The organism is Mycobacterium sp. 23 (assembly GCF_048287075.1).
Taxonomy (GTDB): Bacteria; Actinomycetota; Actinomycetes; order Mycobacteriales; family Mycobacteriaceae; genus Mycobacterium; species Mycobacterium gordonae_B.
Genome location: NZ_JBLVUX010000005.1, coordinates 3,790,627 through 3,813,961, shown reverse-complemented (window position 1 = coordinate 3,813,961; position 23,335 = coordinate 3,790,627). Strand labels below are relative to the sequence as shown.

Annotated in this window: 23 protein-coding genes and 1 pseudogene; 14 read left to right on the top strand and 10 right to left on the bottom strand. The window is 66.4% G+C overall.

The window, feature by feature from the left end:
• Positions 1–33: 33 nt before the first annotated feature.
• Genes ACNQS7_RS18850 through ACNQS7_RS18840 form a run of 3 tightly spaced genes read left to right on the top strand, consistent with a single transcriptional unit; the run spans position 34 to position 3,880 of the window.
• Complete coding sequence (locus tag ACNQS7_RS18850) at positions 34–2,253, top strand: acyl-CoA dehydrogenase (protein ID WP_418013721.1); 2,220 nt, start codon at positions 34–36, stop codon at positions 2,251–2,253.
• A gap of 9 nt (positions 2,254–2,262) precedes the next feature.
• The gene (locus tag ACNQS7_RS18845; protein WP_418013720.1) at positions 2,263–3,471 is read left to right on the top strand and encodes a thiolase family protein; all 1,209 of its coding nucleotides are present in this window, start codon (positions 2,263–2,265) and stop codon (positions 3,469–3,471) included.
• Position 3,472: 1 nt separating this feature from the next.
• Positions 3,473–3,880 (top strand): Zn-ribbon domain-containing OB-fold protein, encoded by a 408-nt coding sequence (locus ACNQS7_RS18840; RefSeq protein WP_418013719.1) that lies wholly within the window; start codon positions 3,473–3,475, stop codon positions 3,878–3,880.
• Between the two features lie 73 nt (positions 3,881–3,953).
• Here the strand turns inward: ACNQS7_RS18840 and ACNQS7_RS18835 are convergent, their stop codons facing one another.
• On the bottom strand, positions 3,954–5,408 hold the full coding sequence (locus ACNQS7_RS18835; protein ID WP_418013718.1) for an aldehyde dehydrogenase family protein: 1,455 nt from the start codon (positions 5,406–5,408) through the stop codon (positions 3,954–3,956).
• 96 nt (positions 5,409–5,504) lie between these two features.
• Entirely contained in the window at positions 5,505–6,500 is a 996-nt protein-coding gene (locus ACNQS7_RS18830; RefSeq protein ID WP_418013717.1) for a LacI family DNA-binding transcriptional regulator, read from the bottom strand.
• A gap of 169 nt (positions 6,501–6,669) precedes the next feature.
• Between ACNQS7_RS18830 and ACNQS7_RS18825 the strand changes: the two genes are divergently transcribed.
• The 6 genes and pseudogenes from ACNQS7_RS18825 to ACNQS7_RS18800 form a co-directional block, all read left to right on the top strand.
• Positions 6,670–8,019, top strand: a complete 1,350-nt coding sequence (locus ACNQS7_RS18825; protein WP_418013716.1) for an amidohydrolase family protein — start codon at positions 6,670–6,672, stop codon at positions 8,017–8,019.
• Positions 8,020–8,021: 2 nt separating this feature from the next.
• Entirely contained in the window at positions 8,022–10,352 is a 2,331-nt protein-coding gene (locus ACNQS7_RS18820; RefSeq protein WP_418013715.1) for a CoA transferase, read from the top strand.
• Between the two features lies 1 nt (position 10,353).
• Positions 10,354–10,680: a hypothetical protein gene (locus ACNQS7_RS18815; RefSeq protein WP_418013714.1), complete on the top strand. Its 327-nt coding sequence runs from the start codon at positions 10,354–10,356 to the stop codon at positions 10,678–10,680.
• A gap of 26 nt (positions 10,681–10,706) precedes the next feature.
• Positions 10,707–11,864 (top strand): thiolase family protein, encoded by a 1,158-nt coding sequence (locus ACNQS7_RS18810; RefSeq protein WP_418013713.1) that lies wholly within the window; start codon positions 10,707–10,709, stop codon positions 11,862–11,864.
• Positions 11,861–12,277, top strand: a complete 417-nt coding sequence (locus tag ACNQS7_RS18805) for a Zn-ribbon domain-containing OB-fold protein (protein ID WP_418013712.1) — start codon at positions 11,861–11,863, stop codon at positions 12,275–12,277. Before ACNQS7_RS18810 ends, ACNQS7_RS18805 begins: the two co-directional genes overlap by 4 nt.
• Positions 12,274–12,922: pseudogene (locus ACNQS7_RS18800) on the top strand (hypothetical protein); the annotation flags it as partial. The gene ACNQS7_RS18805 and the pseudogene ACNQS7_RS18800, both read left to right, overlap by 4 nt.
• Positions 12,923–12,985: 63 nt before the next feature.
• Here the strand turns inward: ACNQS7_RS18800 and ACNQS7_RS18795 are convergent.
• Complete coding sequence (locus tag ACNQS7_RS18795; RefSeq protein ID WP_418013711.1) at positions 12,986–13,750, bottom strand: SDR family NAD(P)-dependent oxidoreductase; 765 nt, start codon at positions 13,748–13,750, stop codon at positions 12,986–12,988.
• Positions 13,751–13,810: 60 nt separating this feature from the next.
• Between ACNQS7_RS18795 and ACNQS7_RS18790 the strand changes: the two genes are divergently transcribed.
• Positions 13,811–14,761 carry a dipeptidase gene (locus tag ACNQS7_RS18790; protein ID WP_418013710.1) on the top strand — a complete coding sequence of 317 codons (951 nt, stop codon included), beginning with the start codon at positions 13,811–13,813 and terminating at the stop codon, positions 14,759–14,761.
• A gap of 14 nt (positions 14,762–14,775) precedes the next feature.
• Here the strand turns inward: ACNQS7_RS18790 and ACNQS7_RS18785 are convergent, their stop codons facing one another.
• Positions 14,776–15,606, bottom strand: a complete 831-nt coding sequence (locus ACNQS7_RS18785) for an alpha/beta fold hydrolase (RefSeq protein WP_418013709.1) — start codon at positions 15,604–15,606, stop codon at positions 14,776–14,778.
• 65 nt (positions 15,607–15,671) lie between these two features.
• Between ACNQS7_RS18785 and ACNQS7_RS18780 the strand changes: the two genes are divergently transcribed.
• Positions 15,672–16,277 carry a TetR/AcrR family transcriptional regulator gene (locus ACNQS7_RS18780; protein WP_418013708.1) on the top strand — a complete coding sequence of 202 codons (606 nt, stop codon included), beginning with the start codon at positions 15,672–15,674 and terminating at the stop codon, positions 16,275–16,277.
• A gap of 22 nt (positions 16,278–16,299) precedes the next feature.
• Here the strand turns inward: ACNQS7_RS18780 and ACNQS7_RS18775 are convergent, their stop codons facing one another.
• Positions 16,300–16,851, bottom strand: a complete 552-nt coding sequence (locus ACNQS7_RS18775) for a DUF3558 domain-containing protein (RefSeq protein ID WP_418013707.1) — start codon at positions 16,849–16,851, stop codon at positions 16,300–16,302.
• On the bottom strand, positions 16,848–17,651 hold the full coding sequence (locus tag ACNQS7_RS18770; protein WP_418013706.1) for a transcriptional regulator: 804 nt from the start codon (positions 17,649–17,651) through the stop codon (positions 16,848–16,850). Before ACNQS7_RS18770 ends, ACNQS7_RS18775 begins: the two co-directional genes overlap by 4 nt.
• 61 nt (positions 17,652–17,712) lie before the next feature.
• Here ACNQS7_RS18770 and ACNQS7_RS18765 point away from each other — a divergent pair, with 61 nt between their 5' ends.
• Positions 17,713–18,909 carry an aromatic ring-hydroxylating oxygenase subunit alpha gene (locus ACNQS7_RS18765; RefSeq protein WP_418013705.1) on the top strand — a complete coding sequence of 399 codons (1,197 nt, stop codon included), beginning with the start codon at positions 17,713–17,715 and terminating at the stop codon, positions 18,907–18,909.
• Here ACNQS7_RS18765 and ACNQS7_RS18760 read toward each other — a convergent pair.
• Entirely contained in the window at positions 18,896–19,708 is an 813-nt protein-coding gene (locus tag ACNQS7_RS18760; RefSeq protein WP_418016057.1) for a polysaccharide deacetylase family protein, read from the bottom strand. The two genes, ACNQS7_RS18765 and ACNQS7_RS18760, sit on opposite strands and share 14 nt — an antisense overlap.
• Before the next feature lie 173 nt (positions 19,709–19,881).
• Positions 19,882–20,703, bottom strand: a complete 822-nt coding sequence (locus ACNQS7_RS18755; protein WP_418013704.1) for a mycofactocin-coupled SDR family oxidoreductase — start codon at positions 20,701–20,703, stop codon at positions 19,882–19,884.
• A gap of 51 nt (positions 20,704–20,754) precedes the next feature.
• Between ACNQS7_RS18755 and ACNQS7_RS18750 the strand changes: the two genes are divergently transcribed.
• Entirely contained in the window at positions 20,755–21,228 is a 474-nt protein-coding gene (locus ACNQS7_RS18750) for an SRPBCC family protein (RefSeq protein WP_418013703.1), read from the top strand.
• Between the two features lie 7 nt (positions 21,229–21,235).
• Here the strand turns inward: ACNQS7_RS18750 and ACNQS7_RS18745 are convergent, their stop codons facing one another.
• Complete coding sequence (locus ACNQS7_RS18745) at positions 21,236–21,793, bottom strand: pyridoxamine 5'-phosphate oxidase family protein (RefSeq protein ID WP_418013702.1); 558 nt, start codon at positions 21,791–21,793, stop codon at positions 21,236–21,238.
• 122 nt (positions 21,794–21,915) lie between these two features.
• Here ACNQS7_RS18745 and ACNQS7_RS18740 point away from each other — a divergent pair, with 122 nt between their 5' ends.
• Positions 21,916–22,518 (top strand): TetR/AcrR family transcriptional regulator, encoded by a 603-nt coding sequence (locus ACNQS7_RS18740; RefSeq protein ID WP_418016056.1) that lies wholly within the window; start codon positions 21,916–21,918, stop codon positions 22,516–22,518.
• 4 nt (positions 22,519–22,522) lie between these two features.
• Here the strand turns inward: ACNQS7_RS18740 and ACNQS7_RS18735 are convergent, their stop codons facing one another.
• Positions 22,523–23,233, bottom strand: a complete 711-nt coding sequence (locus ACNQS7_RS18735; RefSeq protein WP_306237512.1) for a cutinase family protein — start codon at positions 23,231–23,233, stop codon at positions 22,523–22,525.
• Positions 23,234–23,335 lie beyond the last annotated feature (102 nt).

The window sequence follows — 23,335 nt, the reverse complement described above, 5'->3', positions numbered from 1 at the left end:
GGGCACCACCGACCGGCCGACCGGGTCGGCGTCGTGACCCTCGGACTGACCGCGGAGCAGCTGCAGCTCAGCGATGCCGTCGGGCAGTTCGCGGCACGCCATGCCCCGATCGCCGCGACCCGGGACAACTTCGAGGCGCTCGCCGCAGGCAAGCTGCCGCAGTGGTGGGAAGCCCTCGTCGACAACGGTTTTCATGCGGTTCACCTGCCGGAGCAGCTGGGTGGCCAGGGTGGGCGATTGATCGACTGCGCCTGCGTACTGGAAGCTGCGGCCAAGGCGCTGTTGCCCGGCCCGCTGCTGCCGACCGTGACCGCGGGTGCCGTGGCCTCGCTGGCCGACCCGACACCGGCAGCGGAGTCACTGGTGCGCCGCCTTGCCGCGGGGGCGCCGGCCGCGGTCATCCTGCCCGGCAATGGGGATTTCCGCGCGTGTCCGGATGGTGAGGGCTGGGTGGTCTCGGGCGCATCCGACGTCACCGCCGGTGTGTGCTCGGCACAGGTCGTTCTGGTGGCGGCCAGTACCCCGGACAACGACGTCGTGTGGGTCGTCACCGATTCTGAAAATAGTTCGGCTGCGGCCGAACCCGAGAACGGCACCGACATCGTCACCGACGTCGGACGGTTACGCCTGACCGAATACGGCGCCGCCGGGGTTCTCACCGGGATCGACCCGGACCGGGCGGAGTGCGTGGTGGCGGCGCTGGTGGCCAGCACGACGGCCGGCCTCACGCAGTGGTGCGTGGAGGCGGTCACCGCACATCTGCGTATTCGCGAACAGTTCGGCAAGGTGATCGGCACCTTTCAGGCCCTGCAGCACAGCGCGGCGATGTTGTTGATCAACAGCGAACTTGCGACGGCGGCGGCGTGGGACGCGGTGCGGGCCAGCGGCGAATCGCTCGACCAGCACCGAATCGCCGCCGCCGGTGCCGCGGTGATCGCGATCTCGCCGGCCCCGGATCTGGTGCTGGACGCGCTGACGATGTTCGGTGCCATCGGCTTCACGTGGGAGCACGACGTGCACCTGTACTGGCGCCGCGCCATCAGCCTGGCGGCGTCGATCGGACCGGCCAACCGGTGGGCCCGCCGGCTGGGGCGGCTAACCTGCACTCAGCAACGCGACATGTCGGTCAATCTGGGCGACGCCGACGCGGAATTCCGGTCACAGGTGGCTCACACCCTGGACGCCGCAATGAAATTGAGCAACGACCAGCCCGGGCGGCAAGGCGACTACGAGGACTTCAAGACCGGTCCGCAACGCACGCTGATCGCCGAGGCGGGTCTGATCGCGCCGCACTGGCCGAAGCCGTGGGGACTCGACGCCGGGCCGCTGCGTCAACTCATCATCGACGACGAGTTCGCCAGGCGGCCCGAACTGGTGCGGCCGTCCCTGGGTATCGCTGAGTGGATCCTGCCCTCGGTGCTGAAGGCGGCGCCGGAAGACCTGCAGGAGAAGCTGATACCACCGACCCAGCGGGGTGAGATCGCGTGGTGCCAGCTGTTCAGCGAGCCCGGCGCCGGCTCTGATCTCGCGGCGCTGGCCACCCGCGCCACCAAAGTAGACGGTGGCTGGAAAATCAACGGGCACAAGATATGGACGTCGGTCGCGCACCGCGCAGACTACGGCGCGCTGCTGGCCCGCACCGACCCGGCGGCCAGCAAGCACCGTGGCATCGGCTACTTCATCCTGGATATGCGATCGCCGGGGATCGAGATCCAGCCGATCAAGACCGCGACGGGCGAGGCTCACTTCAACGAGGTCTTTCTCGACGACGTCTTCATACCGGACCACATGCTGCTCGGAGACCCGGTCGGCGGCTGGAACCTGGCGATCGCCACGATGGCCGAAGAGCGTTCGGCGATCAGCGGATACGTCAAGTTCGACCGCGCCGCCGCGCTGCGCCGGCTGGCATCCGAACCCGGACCTGACCGTGACGACGCCCTGCGCGCACTCGGAGAGCTCGACGCGTACACCAACGCCATCAAGGCGCTGGGCGTGCGCGAAACCATCCGGCTCCTCGACGGCCAGCCGTCCGGACCGGCTTCCAGCATCGCCAAGGTTGCGATGAATGTTTTGCTGAGGCGCACCTTTGAGGCGACGTTGCAGCTGACGGGCCGCCTGGCGATGGTTGCTGACTCCGATCCCGCCATCGTGGAGCCGTATCTGCACCTTCCTGCTGAATTGATTGGTGGGGGAACCCGCGAGATCCAGCTGAACATCATCGCCCAGATGATTCTCGGCTTACCGCGAAAATAAGGACACGGCATGGGATTACGTGGAGAAGCCGCCATCGTCGGTTATGTCGAGTTACCGCCCGAACGGCTCACCAAGGCATCGCCCGCCCCGTTCGTGCTCGAACAGTGGGCCGAACTCGCCGCCGCCGCGCTCGACGATGCGGGCCTGCCGGGTGATGTCGTCAACGGCATCGCCACCTCGCACCTGGCGGAATCGCAGATTTTCGTTCCCTCCACGATCGCCGAGTACCTGGGCATACCAGCGCGATTCGCCGAGTTGGTGGACCTCGGCGGGGCCAGCGCCGCCGCGATGGTGTGGCGCGCAGCCGCGGCGATCGAACTCGGAATCTGCGATGCCGTGCTGTGCGCGCTGCCGGCGCGCTACATTACCCCGTCGTCCAAGAAGAGGCCGCGCCCGATGGTGGACGCGATGTTCTTCGGTTCGTCGAGCAACCAGTACGGTTCTCCGCAAGCCGAATTCGAGATTCCCTACGGCAACCTGGGTCAGAACGGGCCCTACGGTCAGGTCGCTCAGCGCTACGCCGCCGTGTACGGATACGACGAGCGCGCGATGGCAAAGATCGTCGTCGACCAGCGCGTCAACGCCAACAACACCGAGGGCGCCATCTGGAAAGACAAGCCCCTGAACGTCGATGACGTGTTGGCGAGTCCGGTGATCGCGGATCCGCTGCACATGCTGGAAATCGTGATGCCCTGTGTCGGCGGCGCCGCGGTGGTGGTCGCCAGTGCCGACCTGGCCCGACGCGCCAGGCACCGACCGGTGTGGATCAAAGGATTCGGCGAGAACGTGCCGTTCAAGACGCCGACCTACGCCGAAGACCTGTTGAACACGCCGATGGCCGCCGCGGCCGAGACCGCCTTCGCCATGACCGATCTGAGTCGCGAACAGATGGACATGGTGTCGATCTACGACTGCTACACCATCACCGTCATGCTCTCGCTCGAAGACGCGGGCTTCTGCGAGAAGGGAACGGGTTTGAAGTTCATCGCCGAGCACGACCTGACGTTCCGCGGTGACTTCCCGCTCAACACCGCCGGCGGCCAACTCGGATTCGGGCAGGCCGGCCTGGCGGGCGGCATGCACCACGTCTGCGATGCCACTCGCCAGATCATGGGCCGCGCCGGCGCGGCGCAGGTCGCCGACTGCAACCGTGCCTTCGTGTCGGGCAACGGCGGGATCTTGTCCGAGCAGACTGCGCTCGTGCTGCAGGGAGACTGACATGAACTTCGACCGCCCGATGCCCGTCAAAACACCGACGACGGCGCCGTTCTGGGACGCGCTGGCCCAACACCGCATCGTCATCCAGTACTCCCCGTCGTCGCAGAGTTACGTGTTCTATCCGCGGGTTCGGGCGCCGCGCACCCTGGCCGACGACTTGGAGTGGCGCGAGATTACGGGCATGGGAACGCTGTATTCCTATACCGTCGCGCGGCGGCCGGTCAGTCCGCACTTCGCCGACGCGGTTCCGCAACTGTTGGCCATCGTCGAATGGGACGAGGGCCCAAGGTTTTCCACCGAGATGGTGAACGTCGAGCCGGAAGCGCTGCGGGTCGGCATGCGGGTGCGGCCGGTGTTCTGCGACTACCCCGAGCACGATGTCACGATGCTGCGCTACGAACCCGCCTAAGTGGCCGAGCAGACGCAAAATCGCGTTGATCCGGCCCGATTTATGCGATTTTGCGACTGCTCGCGCAGGGTGGTTACATCTGCGCCCAGACGATTTTCGTCTGCAGGTAGGTCTCAAGGCCGGCCTTGCCGGACTCATAACCCCACCCGGACTGCTTGTAACCGCCGAACGGCATCGAGTGGTCGAACTGCATCTGGCAGTTCAGACCCACCGTTCCGGCCTTGAGCCGCTTGGCGATCCGGTGCGCGCGGCCCAGGTCTCTGGTCCACGCGGTGGCGGCCAGGCCGTAGGTGGTGTCGTTGGCCAGCGCGACCGCTTCGTCCTCGTCGTCGAACGGGATGACCGCGACCACCGGTCCGAAGATCTCCTCCTGGAACAGGCGACTGGTGGTGGCGACGTTGGTCAGCACGGTGGGGCGCACGAAATAGCCCTTGCGGTCTACGCGATTGCCGCCGGTGACGACCTCGACGCCGTCGGAGCGGCCCTGATCTAGGTAGCCCAGCACGCGGGTGAGTTGCTTCTGGCTGATCAGCGGGCCGATGAGACTGCCCTCGTCCTTCGGGCCGCCCTGCGGCAGGCCGTCCGCAACCTTGGCCAGGCCGTCCACGAACTGGTCGAAGATGCCGCGCTGCACGAAGATTCGCGATCCGCACACACAGGCCTGCCCGGAGTGGATGAAGGTGCCGAACGCGGCCATCGGTACGGCTTTGGACAGGTCGGCATCGTCGAACACCACCACCGGCGACTTGCCACCCAGTTCCAAAGTGACCTTTTTCAAGTTGCTTTCGCCGGCCGCGTGCACGATGGCCCGGCCGACCTCGGTGGAGCCGGTGAAGGCGACCTTCTCGACATCCGGGTGCGCGGTGATGGCCGCGCCGGCGGTATGGCCGTTACCCAGCACCAGGTTTGCCACACCCTCGGGTACGCCGGCCTCGTGCAGGATGTTGTCCAGCACCAGCGCCGAAAGAGGCGTCTCCTCAGCGGGTTTGACGACGCTACTGCAGCCGGCCGCCAGGGCCGGAGCGAGCTTGCAGCAGAAATTGAAGACCGGCCCGTTCCACGGGAAGATCAGGCCCACCACGCCGTACGGCTCTTTGAGAGTGTAGGCGTGCTGGTGTGAGTCGATGCCGGTGAGACCGCCGGTGTGCACGTCGGCCGCGATGCCCTCGATCTTCGTGCACCAGCCCGCGTAGTAGCGGAAGAACTCCGATCCGACGGTTACGGTGCCCTGCGCCTGCATCGGCGTCATGCCGGCGTTCAACGATTCCAGTTCGGCCAGCAGGTCGGCGTTCTGGTCGATCAACTCGCCGACCCGCCACAGGATCTTCGCCCGCTCGCTGGGCGGCTTGTCCCGCCAGACTCCGGCTTCGAAGGATGCCTTCGCCCGCGCGACAGCGTCGTCGACAGCCTCGGGGCCGCAGTCCTTGAACTCGGTGACCTGCTCTTCGGTGGCGGGATCGACAACCGTGATCACGTCGCCGGTGCCGGGGCGCTGCCGGATCTCGTCCAAAACTGCCTGGACCGTCATCGGTACTCCTCCTTGAGTATCTGACTCGTCAAGGCGAGGTTATGCGCTTAACCAAGAGATGTCCAGACCTTGGGTAGTCGATCGGCTATCCATCGGCTAGGTCGATGCCCGCGCCACGACGCGGGCGATATCGGTGATGTCCGGAGACGGCGGGGCGGGGTAGCCCAACCGTTCGTAGATAGCCGCGATCGCGGCATCGGCAACCGCGCGCGGATCGAACTGGACCGAGGTCAACGGCGGCGTGCTCACCTCGCCCATCGGGCTCGCGTCGACGCCGATCACCGCGAGGTCGCCGGGACACCGCAATCCCGCCTGGTGGATGCCGTACAGAATCAGGCACGCGATGTCGTCGCTCTGCGCGCACACTGCGGTCACGCCGTCACGGACCCAACCGGCCACGACATCGGGAGCGTTGTCGATGGTAACGGTGGCGACGCGTACCGGCGGCAGGCCGCGCGATTGCGCCGCGCGGCTGACGCCGTCGAGCCAGTAGTCACCCAGCGCGCGCCACTTCGCGGTTCCGCCGTATGCATAGGCAATCTGCCGGTGGCCCCGCGACACAAGGTGGGCCACCCGCATTTCGCCCACCGCCAGATGGGGATCGCCCAGGGCGGGCAGGCTGCCGATGTCGATGTGCGGGATACCCGCCGCCTTGACCGCGGCCGCCGCCGCCTCGCTGAGCGGGAACAGGCTGGCCACCGCGACCGGGTCGAGATTCTCGATGGCGTCGACGACGTGATTGTCGTCTTCGGTTTCGAAGATCTGAACCTGGAGCAACCCGAGTCGCGCCAGTTCGGTCGTCATCCGGCTACCGGCCTGCATCGGCATGTCGCCCACGGCCACGTGCGGGACGACATAGAGGACGACGCCGCCCTTGCCGCGGGCGAGATTGCGGGCCGCAATGTTGGGGCGGTAGCCGAGCAATTTCGCGGCCCGGTTGACCGCGTCCCGGGTCTGCGCCGAGATCCTGCGCCCCTCAGCGTTGTTCAGCACGTAGCTGACCGTCGCGGTGGAAACGTCCGCCAGGCGGGCGACATCGGCGGTGGTGGGTCGGGCACCCCTGACCGTGCTCAACTCATCACCGACCGGCATGCCTCATGGTGGCACGTGTGTCAACTCGTTAGCGAAGCACTTCGTAGTGGACTAATAGTCCATCGTCAGGGCACGGTCAGACGGACCTTAGCGCGGTACCACATGCTGTAGCGGCTGGCACCCTCCGTCTGACATCATGGCCTAGTAGTCACTCATCGGGGAGCGCGATATGAACAAAGACGACCTGATCCTGATCAGCGTTGACGACCACATCGCCGAACCTGCCGACATGTTCGACGCCCATGTGCCGGCCAGGTACAAGCACCTCGCGCCACGGGTGTTGACCGAGCCCGACGGCGTTCAGCAGTGGTACTACGGTGACATTCGCGGCCGGAACATGGGGCTCAACGCCGTGGCCGGCAAACCCCGCGAGATGTACAACGTCGACGCTTCTCGCTACGACGAGATGCGGCCGGGCTGCTTCAACGTCGACGAGCGGGTGCGCGACATGAACGCCGGTGGCCAGTTGGCCGGTCTGAATTTCCCGAACTTCACCGGGTTCTCCGGTCAGGTGCTCAACCAGGGCCCGGACCGCGACGTCAACCTGGTGATGATCAAGGCCTACAACGACTGGCACGTCGACGAATGGTGCGCGGCATACCCAGGCCGATTCATCCCGTGCGGCATTCTCCCGCTCTACGACGTGGCCGAAGCGGCTAAAGAAGTAAAGCGATTGGCGGACAAAGGCTGTCACGCGGTGACGTTCTCGGAGAATCCAGAAGCGCTGCAGATGCCCAGCATTCACACCAGTTACTGGTATCCGCTGTTCGAAGCCGTCTGTGAGAACAGAACAGTGCTGTGCACCCACGTGGGTTCCGCTTCCCGCTCGCCGATGGTGTCGATGGATGCGCCGGCCAGTGTGATGATGACCGCGTCGTCGATGATGAGCATGTTCACCTTCACCGAACTCATCTGGGCTCAATTCTGGGCCGACTTCCCGGAGCTGAAATTCTCACTCACCGAAGGCGACATCGGTTGGATTCCGTATTTCCTATGGCGCGCCGAGCATGTCTACCAACGGCATTCGGGCTGGACGCTGGCCACCTTCCCGCCGGGCTACGATGGCCCGCTCGATGTGTTCCAGCGCCACTTCTACACCTGCTTCATCAGCGACAAGGTCGGCGTGCGCAACATGGACTGGTTCAACGAGGACATGGTGTGCTGGGAGTCCGACTTCCCGCACTCGGACAGCAACTGGCCGTTCGCGCCGGAGGACGTCATCGAGACGATGGGCCACCTCGGCGACGCCGTCATCAACAAGATCACGCACGAAAACGCGATGGCTGCCTATTCATTCGATCCGTTCCGGCACATCCCGAAAGAGCACGCCCGCGCCGGACATCTGCGCGGCCAGGCCACCGACGTCGACGTGGTGACGCACGTGGGCCATCAGGCCAGCCAGCGTGACCGCGATGCGTGGACTCGGATGACGACCTTCGCTTTGCAGGCCCAGGGCGCGACACCGGTGACCGTGGATGCGACCGGTATCGCCGGGCGAGCCACGACGCTGGGTAACTGAGCGTGGCGCAGCAACCCCCCTTCACCGGGTGGCGCGTGCTGGAGTTGTCCAACGGCATCGCGGCCTCCTACGCCGGCAAGATGTTCGCCGATGCCGGTGCCGACGTTGTCAAAATTGAGTCTGAACAGGGGGATTCATTGCGGCGGTGGTCGGCCGGTGGTGGACCGCCGGGGGCACTGTTCGGGTACCTGGCCGCAGGCAAGAAGTCGGTTCGGGGTGACGATCTGCATGCGTTGTTGCCGTCCGCCGACGTGGTGCTCACTGATCTCACCGACGGACATACCCTGGATAACATTGCCGCGCAGACGGATCCGTCGACGGTGGTCGTCACCGTCACGCCGTTCGGAACGACCGGGCCCTACGTCGACGATCAAGTGCTCGCCAACGAGTTCATCCTGCAGGCACTGTCCGGCTCGATAGCCAGTCGCGGTTGGCCGGGGGACGAGCCCGTGCAGGCCGGCGGGCGGCTGGGTGAGTGGCTGGCCGGCGCCTTTGTGGCGGCGGTGGCCGCGGCCGCCACGCGCCACGCCGCCCGCTGCGGACGCGGCGAGATTATCGACGTCTCGACATACGAGGCGATGGCAATCGCAATGGGCGGCCTGCCCGCCATGTCGGCCAGCGTCATGGGTGTCGACTCCCAGATGAATGCCCGCAGCCTGGAACTGCCGTCGATCGTGCCGACAGCCGACGGCATGGTCGGCTTCTGCACCATCACCGCGCAACAGTTTCAGGACTTCCTGGTACTCATCGAGCGTGCCGACCTGCTGGACGACGCCGAATTGGCTTCCATCGAGGGGCGCATCGCGCGCCGCGACGAGTTCCTGGGGATGGTCACTCAGTGGACCGAAAGCCGCACCACCCAGGAGATCGTCGACCTCGCAACGGGATTCCGCATCCCGGTGGCGCCGATCGGCACCCCGGCGGAGCTGGCCGCCGTCGATCACTTCGTCCAACGGGGAGTCTTCGTCGAGTCCGAACTCGGCGTGCTACAACCACGCGTGCCGTACCGCGCTGACGCATTCAGCACCAGGTCTGCGGGCCGGCCACCGGAAATCGGCGAACACAGCGGCAGCATCGACTGGCCGCCCCGTCCCGAAAGCGCCGGCCGGGCCGATCCCGCAACACTTCCGTTGTCCGACATCCGGGTTGCCGACTTCACGGCTTTCTGGGCCGGACCATTCGCCACCCAGTTTCTCGGCGCGCTGGGGGCCGACGTAATCAAAGTGGAGGGTGTACGTCGGCCCGACGGCATGCGGTTCTCCGCGGGCCGGCCACCCAGTTGGGACCAGTGGTGGGAATGGGGCCCGGTTTTCCTGTGCAGCAACAACAACAAGCGCGACGTAAGCATCGAACTCGGAACCGGAACCGGACGCGCGGTGGCGTTGAAACTCATCGCCGCAAGCGATCTCGTCATCGAGAACTTCTCGCCGCGGGTGATGGAGAACTTCGACCTGCAATGGGACGCCGTCAGCACCGTGAACCTCCGCGCCGTCATGGTGCGGATGCCGGCATTCGGGCTGGACGGGCCCTGGCGCGACCGGGTGGGCTTCGCTCAGACCATGGAGCAGGCGACCGGCATGGCGTGGATCACCGGCCATTCCGATGGGCCGCCGGTGATTCCGCGCGGTGTGTGTGACCCGATCGCGGGTCTGCATGCCGCCTTTGCCGCAGTGGCGGCGCTGGTGGTCCGTGACCGCGACGGGGTCGGCGTGCATGTGGAATCCACCATGGTGGAGGCGGCGCTGAATGTGGCCGCCGAGATGCTCGTCGAACACTCGCGCAACGGCATCGACCTGCGCCGGCAGGGAAATCGCGGCCCGGGTGCCAGCCCGCAGGGTGTGTACCGCTGCCGGGGTGACGACGAGTGGGTGGCGCTGGCTGCGATCGACGATGCCGGCCGGGTGGCACTGGCGGATCTCCTCGATCGGCCGGACCTGGGTTCCGACGAGATCAGTTGGCGGGAAAGGGCCGATGAGATCGACAAACAGATCACCTCCTGGGCGGCACAACGCACGGTGCCCGACGCCGTCCGATGCCTGCGTTCGGCCGGCGTCGCCGCCGCGCCGGTCCGGGCGCCGGCCGGCCTGCTGACCGATCCGCACCTGCTCGACCGTGGATTCTGGGAACGTATAGATCATCCGGTGGTGGGCTCGTTTTTGTGTACCGGTATGCCGTTCATGTTCCTCGGCAGACCGCGGCGCTGGATCCAGCGCGGTGCCCCACGGTACGGCGAGCACACCAGCGACGTGTTGTCCGAGTTGGGTTACAGCCGAGCAGAACTCGCCGGGCTGACCGATGCGAGGATCACCGCGACACGGCCGGCGGGCCTGTGACATGGCAGTGACACTGTGTGTGCCGCCGCGGCCCGGCGAGTTGTGCCAACCGGTCCGTTTCCTGCTGCGCCAGGATTCGGTGGTCATGGAACTGACAGCGCGGCACCGCATCACCGATGTGGAGTGGGACGAACAAGAACACGCGGTCGCCATGGTCGTCGAGATCACCGATCCGCAGACCGCGCGGCCGGTCGATGTGCGGATCGACGTCGTGGAGAGTGCCGCGCCGCCGGACACCCGGTCCCGGTTGATCGGGCGGATCGTGCGGGACGGGCACGAATGTGACGTGATGGGAACCTATCTGGGTGTGGTGGCAGACGAGAACTGAATGGCGCCGTAAAGAATGGAGTTGATGTGAGGCAGCAGCGCACCGCGGCGATCGTCGGGGTGTACAACACCGTCCAGGGACGGCGACTGGACGGCGAAACCTCGCGCGGCCTGGCCGTCAAGGCCGTCAACGGCGCACTCGACGATGCGGGCCTGCGTCTGCAGGACGTGGACGGCGTCAGCGCGGGCCCACTGTCGACCGCACTGATCTACGACCTGCGCGTTGGGCCGGCCTGGCAGGGAATGGGTTTCGGTGTCGGCATGATCACCGAAGCCGCCACCGCAATAGAGCACGGGATGGCCGATGTGGTGGTGCTCGTCGCCGCCCAGGCAGGCGAGTACCGCGACCATGAAGCCACCGCGCCGTGGACGCGGCCGGAGAACGAATTCGTAGCGCCCTGGGGCATGTTCACCACCGCGGAATTCGCCCTCATCGCCCGACGGCACATGCGCGTCTACGGCACCACGCGTGAACAGCTGTCGATGGTGGCCGCGACCATCCGCAACAACGGGTCGAACAATCCGGAAGCCGTTTACTACCAGCGTGGTCCATTCACCCCAAGTGATATCACGGCATCTCGACTGATAGCCGACCCGTTTCATCTGCTTGACTGCGCGACCACATCCGAGGGCGGCTGCGCGTTGGTGGTCGCGAACCTGAACGCGGTCGAGACGTCCGGTCGGCCGATCTACATTCTGGGCAGCGGGGCCGACTTTCACGGCCCGTCGTACCAACATCCGCCTGCCTGGGATCTCGTGGGGCGTCGGGGCGATCACGTCAACGGCGTGGTGGGCCGAAGTGCTGCTGACCGGGCATTCGCACACGCCGGAATCCGGCGCGAGGACGTGGACGTGCTCGAACTCTACGATCCGTTCTCATTCGAGATCATCCGCCAGTTGGAGGCGTTCCGGTTTTGCGGCGACGGTGAGGGCGGACCGTTTGTCGCCGACGGTCACATCGCCATCGGCGGTAGTCATCCGATCACCACCGACGGAGGGACAATGTCTTTCAGCCATGCCGGATCCAACCCGCAGATGATGCAGCGCGCCGTTCGCGCGGTGCAACAGTTGCGCGGTGACGCCGGGACCCTGCAAGTGCCCGGTGCACGAATCGCTCTGTGCAGCAACGGCGGAGCGGGCGCACTGTTCACCACGGTGCTACTGCTGGGGGACGAGCCCCGATGAGCCTGTTGCAACCTCAGACCGGATCAGTTCCGCACGCCGGCAGCCCGGTCAGCGCGCCGTTCTGGGAGGGCTGCCGCTCGCAGGAACTGCGCTACCAGCACTGCACCGAGTGCGGCGCCGCCAATTTCCCGCCGACAGAGCACTGCCGTCAATGCCTTTCACCGTCGCTGGGATGGACGCGCAGCAACGGAACGGGTGAAATTTACAGCTGGACCGTCGTGCACCGTCCGGTGACCGCCGATTTCGACCCGCCCTACGCACCGGCGATCGTGACACTGGACGAGGGTTACCAGATGCTGACCAACATCGTCGGCATCGCAGCAGAGGCTCTGGTGATCGGCATGCGGGTACGGGTCGAGTTTCATTCCGTCGGGCCGGATTTGACGCTTCCGTATTTCACCGGGTCAGCATGAGCCCGCGGCGCACCGTTGACGGGCTTCCGGTGACGGCATACCTGGTGCTGGGTGTGCTGGCGGTCACCGATGAACAGCTCACCGCAGGCGAAATCAAAACGCGCGCAGAGCTTTCTGTCGGACACTTCTACTGGTCGCCGTCGGTCAGTCACGTGCGGCGCGAGCTGGGCCGGCTGCTGGGCCGCGGGATGGTCAACGAGATCGACGCGCGGTCCGGTAAGCGGACCGTCACGCTGTACGAGACCACCGATTCCGGGCTCGAGGCGTTGCGCGCCTGGGTGCAGCGCTTTCCCGGCGAGGATCAGGTCGTCATCAAACACCCAGTGATTCTGCGGACCTGGCTGGCCCGCGGCGAGGACCCGGAGCGGGTGCTCGACACCTTGGAGCGGCACCTCGAGGCAACTCGGCGTCGACTGGACGAGGCATTGTGGTCGCGAGGGCGTTCCCGCGAGGTCGGTATCCTCGACGATCCCGAACAGCGTTACTCTTTCGCGGTCCTGGACTACGCGATCCGCGGCCTCTATGCGGAGATCTCCAACATCGAGCAACTGCGTGACGAGATCGCCGCGGGCACAACGCGAGACCCCGCCGAGCGGGTGCGACGGCCCAAGGGGCAGATCCGCCGCCGCACCACGTGGGCCGAGCAGACGTGAAATCGCCTATTTCGGAACAAAATTGGGCGATTTCGCGTCTGCTCGCGCGGGGAAATCAGCCACCGACCATGATCAGGCCGCCGTCCACCGCGAGCAGTTGTCCGGTGATGAAGCCGGAGCCGGGTCCGGCCAGGAACACCAGCACCGGTCCGAGGTCGCGCGCCGGATCACCGAGTGCCCCGCCGAGCGGAATCCTCGTCTTGAGCTGTTCGTCGATCAACGGCGCGGCGTCCGGCCCGAGAAACTCCCGGAACCGGTTGGAGCCCGGTGTCTGCACCGCCGGCGCCAGCGCGTTGACGGTGATCTTGTCATGGGCCCAGGCCTGCGCCGCCGACCGCGTCCAGGCCTGCACCGCGCCCTTGGTCGCGGCGTAGACGGCCGAGACCGGGCTGCCCATCACGGCTTCCGACGACCCGAAGTTGATGATCCGGCCGCCCTTGGGTTGCTGGTCCTTCATGACCGCATAGGCGGCCTGGTTGGTCAGGATTGTCGCTTTCACGTTGGTGTCCAACAGGAACGAGATCTCCTCGGCGCCGATGTAACCCGGAATCCCGGGCTGCCACAGCCCCGCCGCGTTCACCAGGACGTCGAGCCCACCGAGCACCTCGGCCGCCCTGCCAACCACGGACGACACGGCGTCCGCGTCGCGCACATCGCACTGCAGCCAGGTCGCGGTGAGGTCGTCGGGAGGCGGCGTGCGGTGGTAGGTGGCGGCGATCCGAGCGCCGGCCGCGCCGAGCGCGGCGACCGCCGCGGCGCCGATACCCGTCGCAGCACCCGTTACGAGAATGCGTCTGCCCTGTAGGGCTGTGTCCGACATGGTGAAACGCTAGCTGTCGAGTTCGCCGGGCTGCACACGGGTGCGGCAGTATCGGTATCCATGATCCTGTGGGACCAGCACACCTGCCTGCCGTTGCAGCCCGACGCGGAAGTCGGCCCGCTGACCCGCTACCGGCGCCGCGGTGGCGCCTTCGTCTCGGTCAACGCGGGATACTCACCGCACAGCTTCGCTGACACCACGGCGCTGTTGCGTCACTTCCGGAGTGCGGTGGCCGCTCACCCGGACCTGGAGCTGGCAGGCACGGCCGACGAGGTGAGCAGCATTGCGGGCGAAGGCCGCATCGCCGTGGTCTTCGATCTGGAAGACTCGCGTCCCCTCGACGACGATCTGGACAACCTGGCCGTGCTGGCCGGGCTCGGGGTGCGAACGCTGTTGCCCACCTACAACCACGCCAACCGCGCCGGCAGCGGGTGCCTGGATGCGGTCGACGGCGGCCTCACCGGCTGGGGGCGTTCGGTCGTCGCCGAGATGAACCGGGTGGGTATTGTCCCGGACGGGTCGCACTGCAGCCCGCGTACCGGGTTGGACATGTGTGAGATATCCACGGGCCCGGTGATTTACAGCCACTCGTGCATGAGGGCGGTCTGGGATCATCCACGCAATATCAGCGATCGACAGGCGCTGGCCTGCGCGGCCACCGGAGGAGTCATCGGCATCACCGGCGTCGGTATCTTCCTGGGCCCCAACACCCCCACTCTGGAAGCGATGACACGACATCTCGAGTACGCGGTCGACCTGGTCGGCATCGACCATGTGGGTATCAGCAGCGATTTCTCGTTCGACTACGACGATTTCGTCGCGGAGGTCGCCCGCAACCCGCACCTGTTCGACGACAACTACACCCGGTGGGGGACGATCCAGTGGATGCCGCCCGAGACACTGTTGACACTCGCTGAGCATCTCGATGAGCGTGGCTGGGGCGCCGCGGACATCGCCGGCGTCCTCGGCGGTAACTTCCTACGTGTCGCGCAGCGCGCCTGGGCCGCTTGATATCTGGGGCGAACCTAGGCGCGCACCGCGACGGATGACAGCAGATCGGCAAGGTGGCCGGGTTGGTCCACCATCGAGAAGGTGCGCGCGCCCTCGATGACCTCGAACCGGGCGTTCGGAATGGTGGCCGCGAGCCGGCGACCGTCTTCGAGTTCGAAGAAGACGTCGTCACCGGACCACGCGATGAGCGTCGGCAGGTCGATTTCGGGAAGGCGGGCAGCAACCCCGGTGGTGACCTCGGTGCGCAGCGACAGCGAGAACTGGCGCAGATCCTCCGCGACCGCCGGATCGGACAATGCCGGCTGCACCCAGGCCTGCGTCAGCGCGTCAATGTCACTGTGCGCCAGTCCTTCATAGGCCCGCTTGCGTGCGACGGGCGCTCGCACGGCCTGGGTTGCCGCGCGGAACACCTTCTTCGACTTGGCCGCGAGGATGACCGGCTTAAGAATGGGCGGCGGGAAGTGCTCGAAGGCATCACAACTGGTCAGAACCAGTGCGCCGAGTCGCTCCGGGTAGTGCACCGCGACCAGTTGGGTCACCACTCCGCCGGTGTCGTTGCCGACCAGCACCACGTCGTCGAGGTCAAGTGCGGCAAGGAAATCGGCCACCATGCCGGCGACGCCGGTGATGCTCCGGTCGGCGCCGGGTCGCAGCGGTTCGAGATGGGCCCCGAGCGGCCAGGTGGGGGCGATACACCGCAAACCCCGACCGGCCAGCCGCTCGCTGACCTGGCGCCACAACTGGCCGCCCATCATGTACCCGTGCACGAACACCACGGGCCTGCCGTTTTCGGGTCCGGTTTCTTCGTAATGGATGGTTCCGGCGCTAATGTCGATCGTCGGCATGAACGGCTCCTAGTAGAGAGAGATTTACAAACAGTCTGTCTGTTCGTAAGTTACCAACAGGTTGTATGGAAATCAAGAGACGTACCCAGGAGGAGCGCTCCGCGGCAACCCGCGAGGCGCTGATCTCGGCTGCGCGAAAGCTTTGGGGCCTGCGTGGCTATGCCGAAGTCGGTACTCCGGAGATCGCCACCGAGGCCGGCGTCACCCGCGGCGCGATGTATCACCAATTCTCGGACAAGGCAACGCTATTCCGCGATGTGGTGGAAGCCGTCGAGCTGGACGTGATGACCCGGATGGCCACCCTGGTGGCTTCGTCGGGAGCCACCGCCCCGGCTGACATGATCCGGGCCTCGGTGGATGCCTGGCTTGAGGTGTCCGGCGATCCGGAGGTGCGGCAGTTGATCCTGCTGGATGCGCCGGCCGTGCTGGGCTGGGCCGCCTTTCGGGACGTCGCGCAGCGCTACAGCCTAGGTATGACCGAGCAGCTGATCACCGAGGCGATCAACGCGGGTCAACTGGCGAGACTGCCGGTGCGCCCGCTGGCGACGGTGCTGATCGGCGCCCTCGACGAGGCGGCGATGGCGATCGCGACCGCCGACGACCAGCAGGGGACCCGCGATGAGATCCGCCAGGTGCTGCACCGGCTCATCGACGGAATGCTCGAGGGATAACAGTCCGGGCGAGATCGGCCGGTCACTTCACCCTGGCGATGGTCTGGCGCGCCAGTTCGGTGGCGACGTCGCACGGATTGGGAAAGGGTTTCCTGACGAATTGTATTGACCACTCGAAGAAGTCGTCCTGGTACTGGATCGAGACGTCGCAGAGCCGGGTGCCGAGCCGGTCGGTCGCGACGGCAATGTAACCGCCGTGGCCGTCGATGGTGATGTCGTCGACCTTGGTCCGGCTCAGGTCCTCGTTCTTGCGTTCACGGCCGATGGGGCTGCCGCGAAACCAGCTGAACGAGAACCATGGCCCGGAGATGCTGCCGTTCACCAGCCACTGGCATCCGACGGCGTTGCGGGCCGTGACCACCAGCCCCGCCACGCCGGTCAGCTGTGCCAGGGTCTGGTCGCTGACGCCGCCACACTCGGGGAAGAACGGACCGTGGGTGGCCTGCTTCGGGGTGGTTGCGGCCGACGAGGACGCGTGTCCACCGGCGTCCCGTGAACCGCCGGCGCACGCGGCCAACAGGGGCAGGAGGGCCACCAGGGCCGGCGCCAGCAGGCGGTCCCGAAACGCGCTCATCCCTCGAACACCGTGTTCATCCGCTTCTTGAAGGAATCGTCGAACAGGCGGTAGGTGCCGCGCAGCGCGTTGCCCGGCCGGTGGTCTTCCACCAGCTCGGCGGGCAGCAGGGGGTCCAGTTGAAGGTGGCGCACCACCGCGATCGACAACGCGAACTCGTAGGTGAGGTTCTCGGGCGAACTGTCGTGGCTGTTGCGCTCAAGGGCGGTCTCCATCGCGTCGACGAGTGCCCGGGCATCGTCGGCCCAGCCGTCGAGGGCGAACAGCGATCGCATCCTGTCGGCGGTGATGTCGGTAGCCGCGCCGTGAAAGTGCGTGCACTGGCGGTCCAGCACGGCGCGTGACGCGGAAAGCCGTTGCGGGTCCAGGTTATCCGGCCGGATCCAGACGCCTTCGCGAAAGTCGGCCAGGTGCAGTGCCGTCGCCGCCTTGCGCAGTTCCAGACGGTCCGCCGCGGTGCGGCGCTCCACCGAGACGATGGCAAGTTCCCAGGTGCCGTCCCATTCCGTGGCATCGTCGATGCGATAGGCCTCATCGACCCGCTGGCGGCGGTCGGCCAACCGCCCCGCCAGGGCGTAACTGCCGTCGTCCCCGCTGAGTTCGCCGTTGGAGACCATCCGCCACAGGCAGGTGCGGGCGGCGCCGTCGCTGATGCCGAAGAGGGACGCGAACGCGACGAGACTCGCCACCGGAAGCCGGGCCTCGTCGGAGCCCAACAAGGCGGACGCGAGCACCGAACGCGCGCTGAGCGGTCGGTCGCCGATCAGTTCGCGCACACGAGATCCGGACGCGGCGGGCATTCGTCCATCTTCCCCGATCCCGTTCGGTATCACTGATTCATTGACGTGTGACAATAAAATTGTGATACTAGCGGGCGTGGCCTCCCCGACGAAGCCGTTGGTCGCCGACGACATCGAGATCGTTCGGCGGGTGCTCGCCCATATCGACGCAGGTACCACCGACGAAGGTCCCGCCTGGCGCGAGCCGGTCGAAAACTATTTGGACCCAGCCCGATTCATGCGCGAGATGCGGCTGCTGCGGACCATGCCGAGCGTTTTCGTGCCGTCGGCAGCCCTGCCCAACCCGGGTGACCACGTGGAACGAACGGCGTTCGGGGTGCCCCTGTTCGCGGTGCGCGGACGCGATCGGCGCGTGCGGGTGTTCCGCAATGCGTGCCGGCACCGAGGGTTAGCTCTGGTCGAAGGTCCCGGTTGTGCCCACGCGCTGGTGTGCCGCTACCACGGCTGGACGTACCGGCTGGACGGGTCGCTCGCCCACGTACCGCACCAGGAGGCATTCCCCGATCTCGATATGCCGGCCCGGGGGTTGGTTGAGGTCGGCAGCCATGAGGTGAACGGCCTGGTCGTCATCGAGGCGCTGGATCCCGCCTCGAAATCGCACGAAGACGCCCTGGCGTGGCTGACCGACGGAACTCCCTGGCGCGACAAGTTGCTGCCGGCCCGGCGACTGGTGTACGTCGACAGCGCGGTGCGGCCGATGAACTGGAAGGTCCTCGTCGAACAGTTCCTGGAGGGCTATCACCTCCGCTCGACCCACAAGGACACCTTCTTTCCGCTGCAGTACGACGACCTCAACGTGGTCGAGATGTTCGGCCCGAATTGCCGTCTGACGTTCCCGTACCGCAACATCGAGAGGCTGCGCGACCGTCCGGAGAGCACCTGGACGACGGAAGCGCGGGTGACTTACCTGTATCAGCTCTTCCCCAACGTGATGCTGGCGACGTTCCCGGGGTTGATGCTGATGATCGTGGTCGACCCGGTGGATATCGGTCACAGCACGGTCACCATCTACTCGATGGCGCGACCCGAGCTGGCCGAGCGCGCGAATAATGCTGACGGACAGTACAATCCGGCGGCCGCCGGTACGCTGGTCGCGCGCGGCTCGGTGGAGGACAACGAGATGTCCGAAGGTGTTCAGCGTGGGTTAAGCTCTGGCGCAAACGATTTCGTCGAGTTCGGTCGGCACGAGAGTGCGGCGGGCCATTTCCATGCCGTCCTTGACGAGCGACTGCACGCGGCGGCCGCTACGGATTCTTGAGGAAGACGTCGTTGAAGGTGACCGTGCGAAGGTTGCGGGCCCGGATGATTTCGACCAGCTGCGGGTAGACGTGGGTGACGGGCAAATGGTTCAGGTGCCCGATCACGATGGACTGGGGCGTGAAGTACTGGTCGGCCATCTTCACGATGTACTCCTCGGTGATCAACGTCGAATCCGACAGGGATCCCGACCACAGGACCGGCACGCTGTATCCGAGGTCGGCGGCCACCGCGTCGACAGCCGCATTGTGCTTTGCATACGGTGGGCGCCAATAGGGCTTGGCGCCAACGCCGTACGTCTTTTTCAGGAACTCGTCGTTGCGCGTGAGCTGCTTGGCGATATCACCCTTGGACAGGGTGGTCAGGTCGGGGTGCGACCAGGTGTGGTTGCCGAGCTCGATCTGCCCGGATTCGACCAGCGGCCGGAGCAGCGCCAGGTTGTCGGTCCACGAGTCGTAGGTTCCGTTGACGAAGTACGTCAATCGGATACCGGTGTCCTTCGCGAACTGCGTGTAGGCGCGCACCACCTCGCTGTTGGTCCCGTCGTCGACGGTGAGCGCCAGCAGGTCACCACTTCCGGGCAGCTGGCTCAGCACACCGCCGCCGGGCAGCCGCACGCGTGCGCTCGGGGGTGGCGGCGGCAACAGGCCCGCGACGGTCGGACCGGCGGGTGGCGCGTCCGCAGCGGCGACGGGTGTCTGGGCGAACGTGCGCGGCTGGGGGTCGACCATGCAGCGGGCCAGGCCCACGCCGGCGACGGTGGAGACGGCGAGGGACCCAAGGAAACGGCGGCGGCTCAGCTCTGACATTCTGCAATCGATCTCCGGGTGCGCCGGGACCGGTGCACGCCCCCGTTCGGGCTGCACAACAGGTTCACCAGCAACGACACCACAGCAGCGAACCGTACCATGACCAGCGCGGATAAACCCTGCGCAGCGCCGCAGCAGCGACTGACTGTTGTGCCGATCACAAATCAGCAGTAGCCGATCCCGATGTCGACCGAGAGCTGGGTGCCGGTCACGAACCTGGACTGATCCGAAGCCAGCCACGCGACCGCATCCGCGATGTCCTCGGGTTGGGCGATGCCTTCGGGCAGCAACGGCTTGTGCATGTCACGCAGCTGCGGGTTGGTGTCGGCGGCCGACTGCATGGCCTCCCGCATCCGGCCGGTCCCCATCGGGGTCGCGACAGCGCCCGGGTTCAGGCTGTTGACGCGAATGTTGTGCCGGCCGAGCTCGGCGGCGAACCCGCGGGCCATGCCCACGACGGCGTGCTTGCTGGCGGTGTAGTGGATCATGAACGACTGCATCCGGATGCCGGCGGCCGACCCGATCAGGATGATGGACCCGCCGCGGCCACCGTCGATGATGTGATGGGCGCCGGCCATCACGGTGTTCCACGTCCCGATCACGTTCGAGTCGATGGTGTCGCGGAATGCCTGGGCGGTGATCTGATCCCAGGCCGCGGGATTGCAGATACCCGCGTTCGCGACGATCACATCGAGCCGGCCGAACTCGGCGACCCCGCGGTCGACGGCGATCTTGAGCGTGTCCAGGTCGCGGACGTCGACCGCGGCCGTCACGGCTCGCCGGCCGTTGGCGTGCACCAGCCGGGCGGTCTCGGCGAGGTCATCGGGCGTCGGTGAGTCGTAGGGGACGCTGGTGGGCAGAGGCCCCGCGAGGTCGAGCGCGATGATGTCGGCGCCATCGGCGCTGAGCCGCACCGCGTGCGCCCGGCCCTGTCCGCGCGCCGCGCCGGTGATCACCGCGACGCGTCCCTCAAGCGGACTATTCATGGCTCTCCTCGCGTCGTGGAACTGTCCTGCCCCCGACGATAGGCTGACAGAATGACCGTCGTTGTCGTCGACAGGGGACCCCGCAGGGTCAGTCGCAGGGTCGAGGTCGCCGCGCCGGTGGCCGAGTTGTTCGCAATGGCCGCCGATCCGCGGCGGCACACTGAGTTGGACGGGTCAGGCACGGTGCAGGCCAACGTCAAGGCCCCGGCTCAGCTCTCCGAGGGCGCGAAGTTCTCGACGAACATGAAGATGTTCGGTTTGCCCTACCGCATCACCAGCACGGTGACCGCCTTCAAGCCCGATGAGCTGATCGAGTGGCGGCATCCGCTCGGTCACCGGTGGCGGTGGGAATTCGAAGCCGTCTCACCGACCGTTACCCGCGTCACCGAGACCTTCGACTATCACGACGCCGGGACGCTCAAGAAGAAGCTGAAGTACTACGAGCGGATGGGCTTCGCGAAGGCGAATGCCCGCGGTATCGAGGCGACACTGGCCAAGCTGCGCGACCGCTACGCGACGGCTTGAGGGCCGCTCACGCCGCGGGGTCAGCGGCGTCCCACGGCACCACTCCGGAAACCCAGTGCGACAGCTGTTCGACCTCGTCGTTGCGGTGCAGATGCCGGGGCGGCGTGGCGAACGTCGAGTAAGGGCGGCAACGGATCACCACGCGATTCTCCCGGTCGCACATCGCCTCGATCGACGGGCGTGCCTCTGCTCCGAGCGGCTGGCCCGACATCCGTCCGGCCACTGCCATCATCACGTCCACCGCCAGGTCGCGGTCGTCGTCCAGCGTTGCGTCCGTGTAGACCTGTAGGTAAGTGAAGGGCCAGCGCTCGTCCAGCACGCAGAGACTGATCTTGTTGTCCCGCTCGATGATCCGGGCCTTGCCGCGGCCGGCCATCGTGGAAACCAGCAACTCGCCGTCGTCGGTGGGGATGTAGTAGACGACCGACATCGCCGGGCCGTCGTTGCGGCGGCGGTAGCCGAATATCGCGGTGCGGTGGGTGCGGACGAATTCGCGGCGCTCGGAGGGAAGCATGTCGCGGTCGGTGGGAGCCGTGAACGGCTCCGCGGCAAGGGGGAGAAGCATGCTGAAACGTCCTTCATGGCAGGGGCGTTGACCCGCGGCTCAATTATGGATACAGTGTCTCCATAAATATCGGCGATGTCAACAGGGGCGTGGGCCGGCCGCGCGGGCGTCCGGCGCTTCCGCTGGACCGGATCGTGGGCACCGCCCTGGAACTCGTCGACGAGGAAGGTGCGGAGGCGCTGTCCATGAGATCGCTCGCGCAGCGTCTGGGCTCGGGCACCGCAACGCTCTACCGTCACTTCGCGAATCGCGCCGAATTGGTGGCCATGGTGGTCGACCGGATGCTCGGCGAGGTAGCGATTGCCAGCGAGCCGGTACTGTCATGGGACGAGGCGTGTATCTCGTTCGCGCACAACATGTTCGAAGCGCTCGGGCGGCATAGCAACGCCGCCAGGTTGCTGGCCGGTCATATTCCGATGGGGCCGAACGCGATGGCGCAGCGGGAGTTCGTGCTGAACGTCCTACTGAACGGCGGGTTCACCGCGGAAGCGGCCGCACGCACCTACGCCACCCTGTCACGGTTCATTCTGGGCTTCGCCATGCAGGTTTCGGCGTCGGAGGTCACGGAACCCAATGACGAGTCGGCGACGGTGATGTTCGGCCGCCTCGACGCCGACAGTTACCCGGCAACCGTGGCGGTCGCCGGGCACCTGCCGGTGCCGTTGGCCGATGAGTTCGACTTCGGGCTGCGACTCATCGTCGACGGGTTGGCGCGCCTCGCCTGATTTGTCAGTTGCCGAAGCCGGACGGAACCGGCGCCGGAGCGCCGCCGCCGAGGCGAGCCGCGGCGAAGGCCGCGCCCTGCTCGATCGACGCCCCGTCGTCGGCGTAAGAGTTGTGCGCGGCGAAGTTCAAACCCTGCGAGCACACCGGGTCTTCGGGGGCGCAGATCTTCAGCGTCTTCGCCTGATACAGCGGACCGATCGCCACCTGCGGCTGACCCAGGAATTCCATCGCGCGCACGTTAGGCGTCCCGAACAGCACCACCGAGGAGACGTGGTCGGCCACAGCAGGATCGAGCGGTTTGGGCACGGTCGCGGGGTCGACGCCGTCCGGAACCTTGGCGGAGGTGACGAAGCCCATGACCGCGGCCCCCTGCGAGAAGCCGGAGAGCACCATCTTGGTCTTGGGGCAGGCGGCGGCCATCGAGTTCACGTGAGCGCCGGCGTCCCTGATGCCGTCGACTCCGGTGGCCCACTCCTCGCTGGCGGGGTAGTTGACCGAATACACGCCCATCGACTGCGCGCCGATGCGCGGCCGCAGGGCGTCGACGAAAGCCTGACCCGTGGCGCCGAGGCCCTCTTCGCCGGTACCCCTGGCGTACACCACCTCGACGTCGGGGCATGGCTCAGCCGATGCGGAGGGGGCGGGGGAAGCCAGGATCGAGGCACTGAAACCCGCAGCCACGGCTGCGGCGGAACCGAGGATACGCGTGATCATGCCGCTTATTTTGCCCGCCGATGCGTTATCCAAACCACTGCGAACGTATTATCACTGTGAATTTTCACAGGCAGGGTTCACGCAAGTTTTCCGTGGTGTACG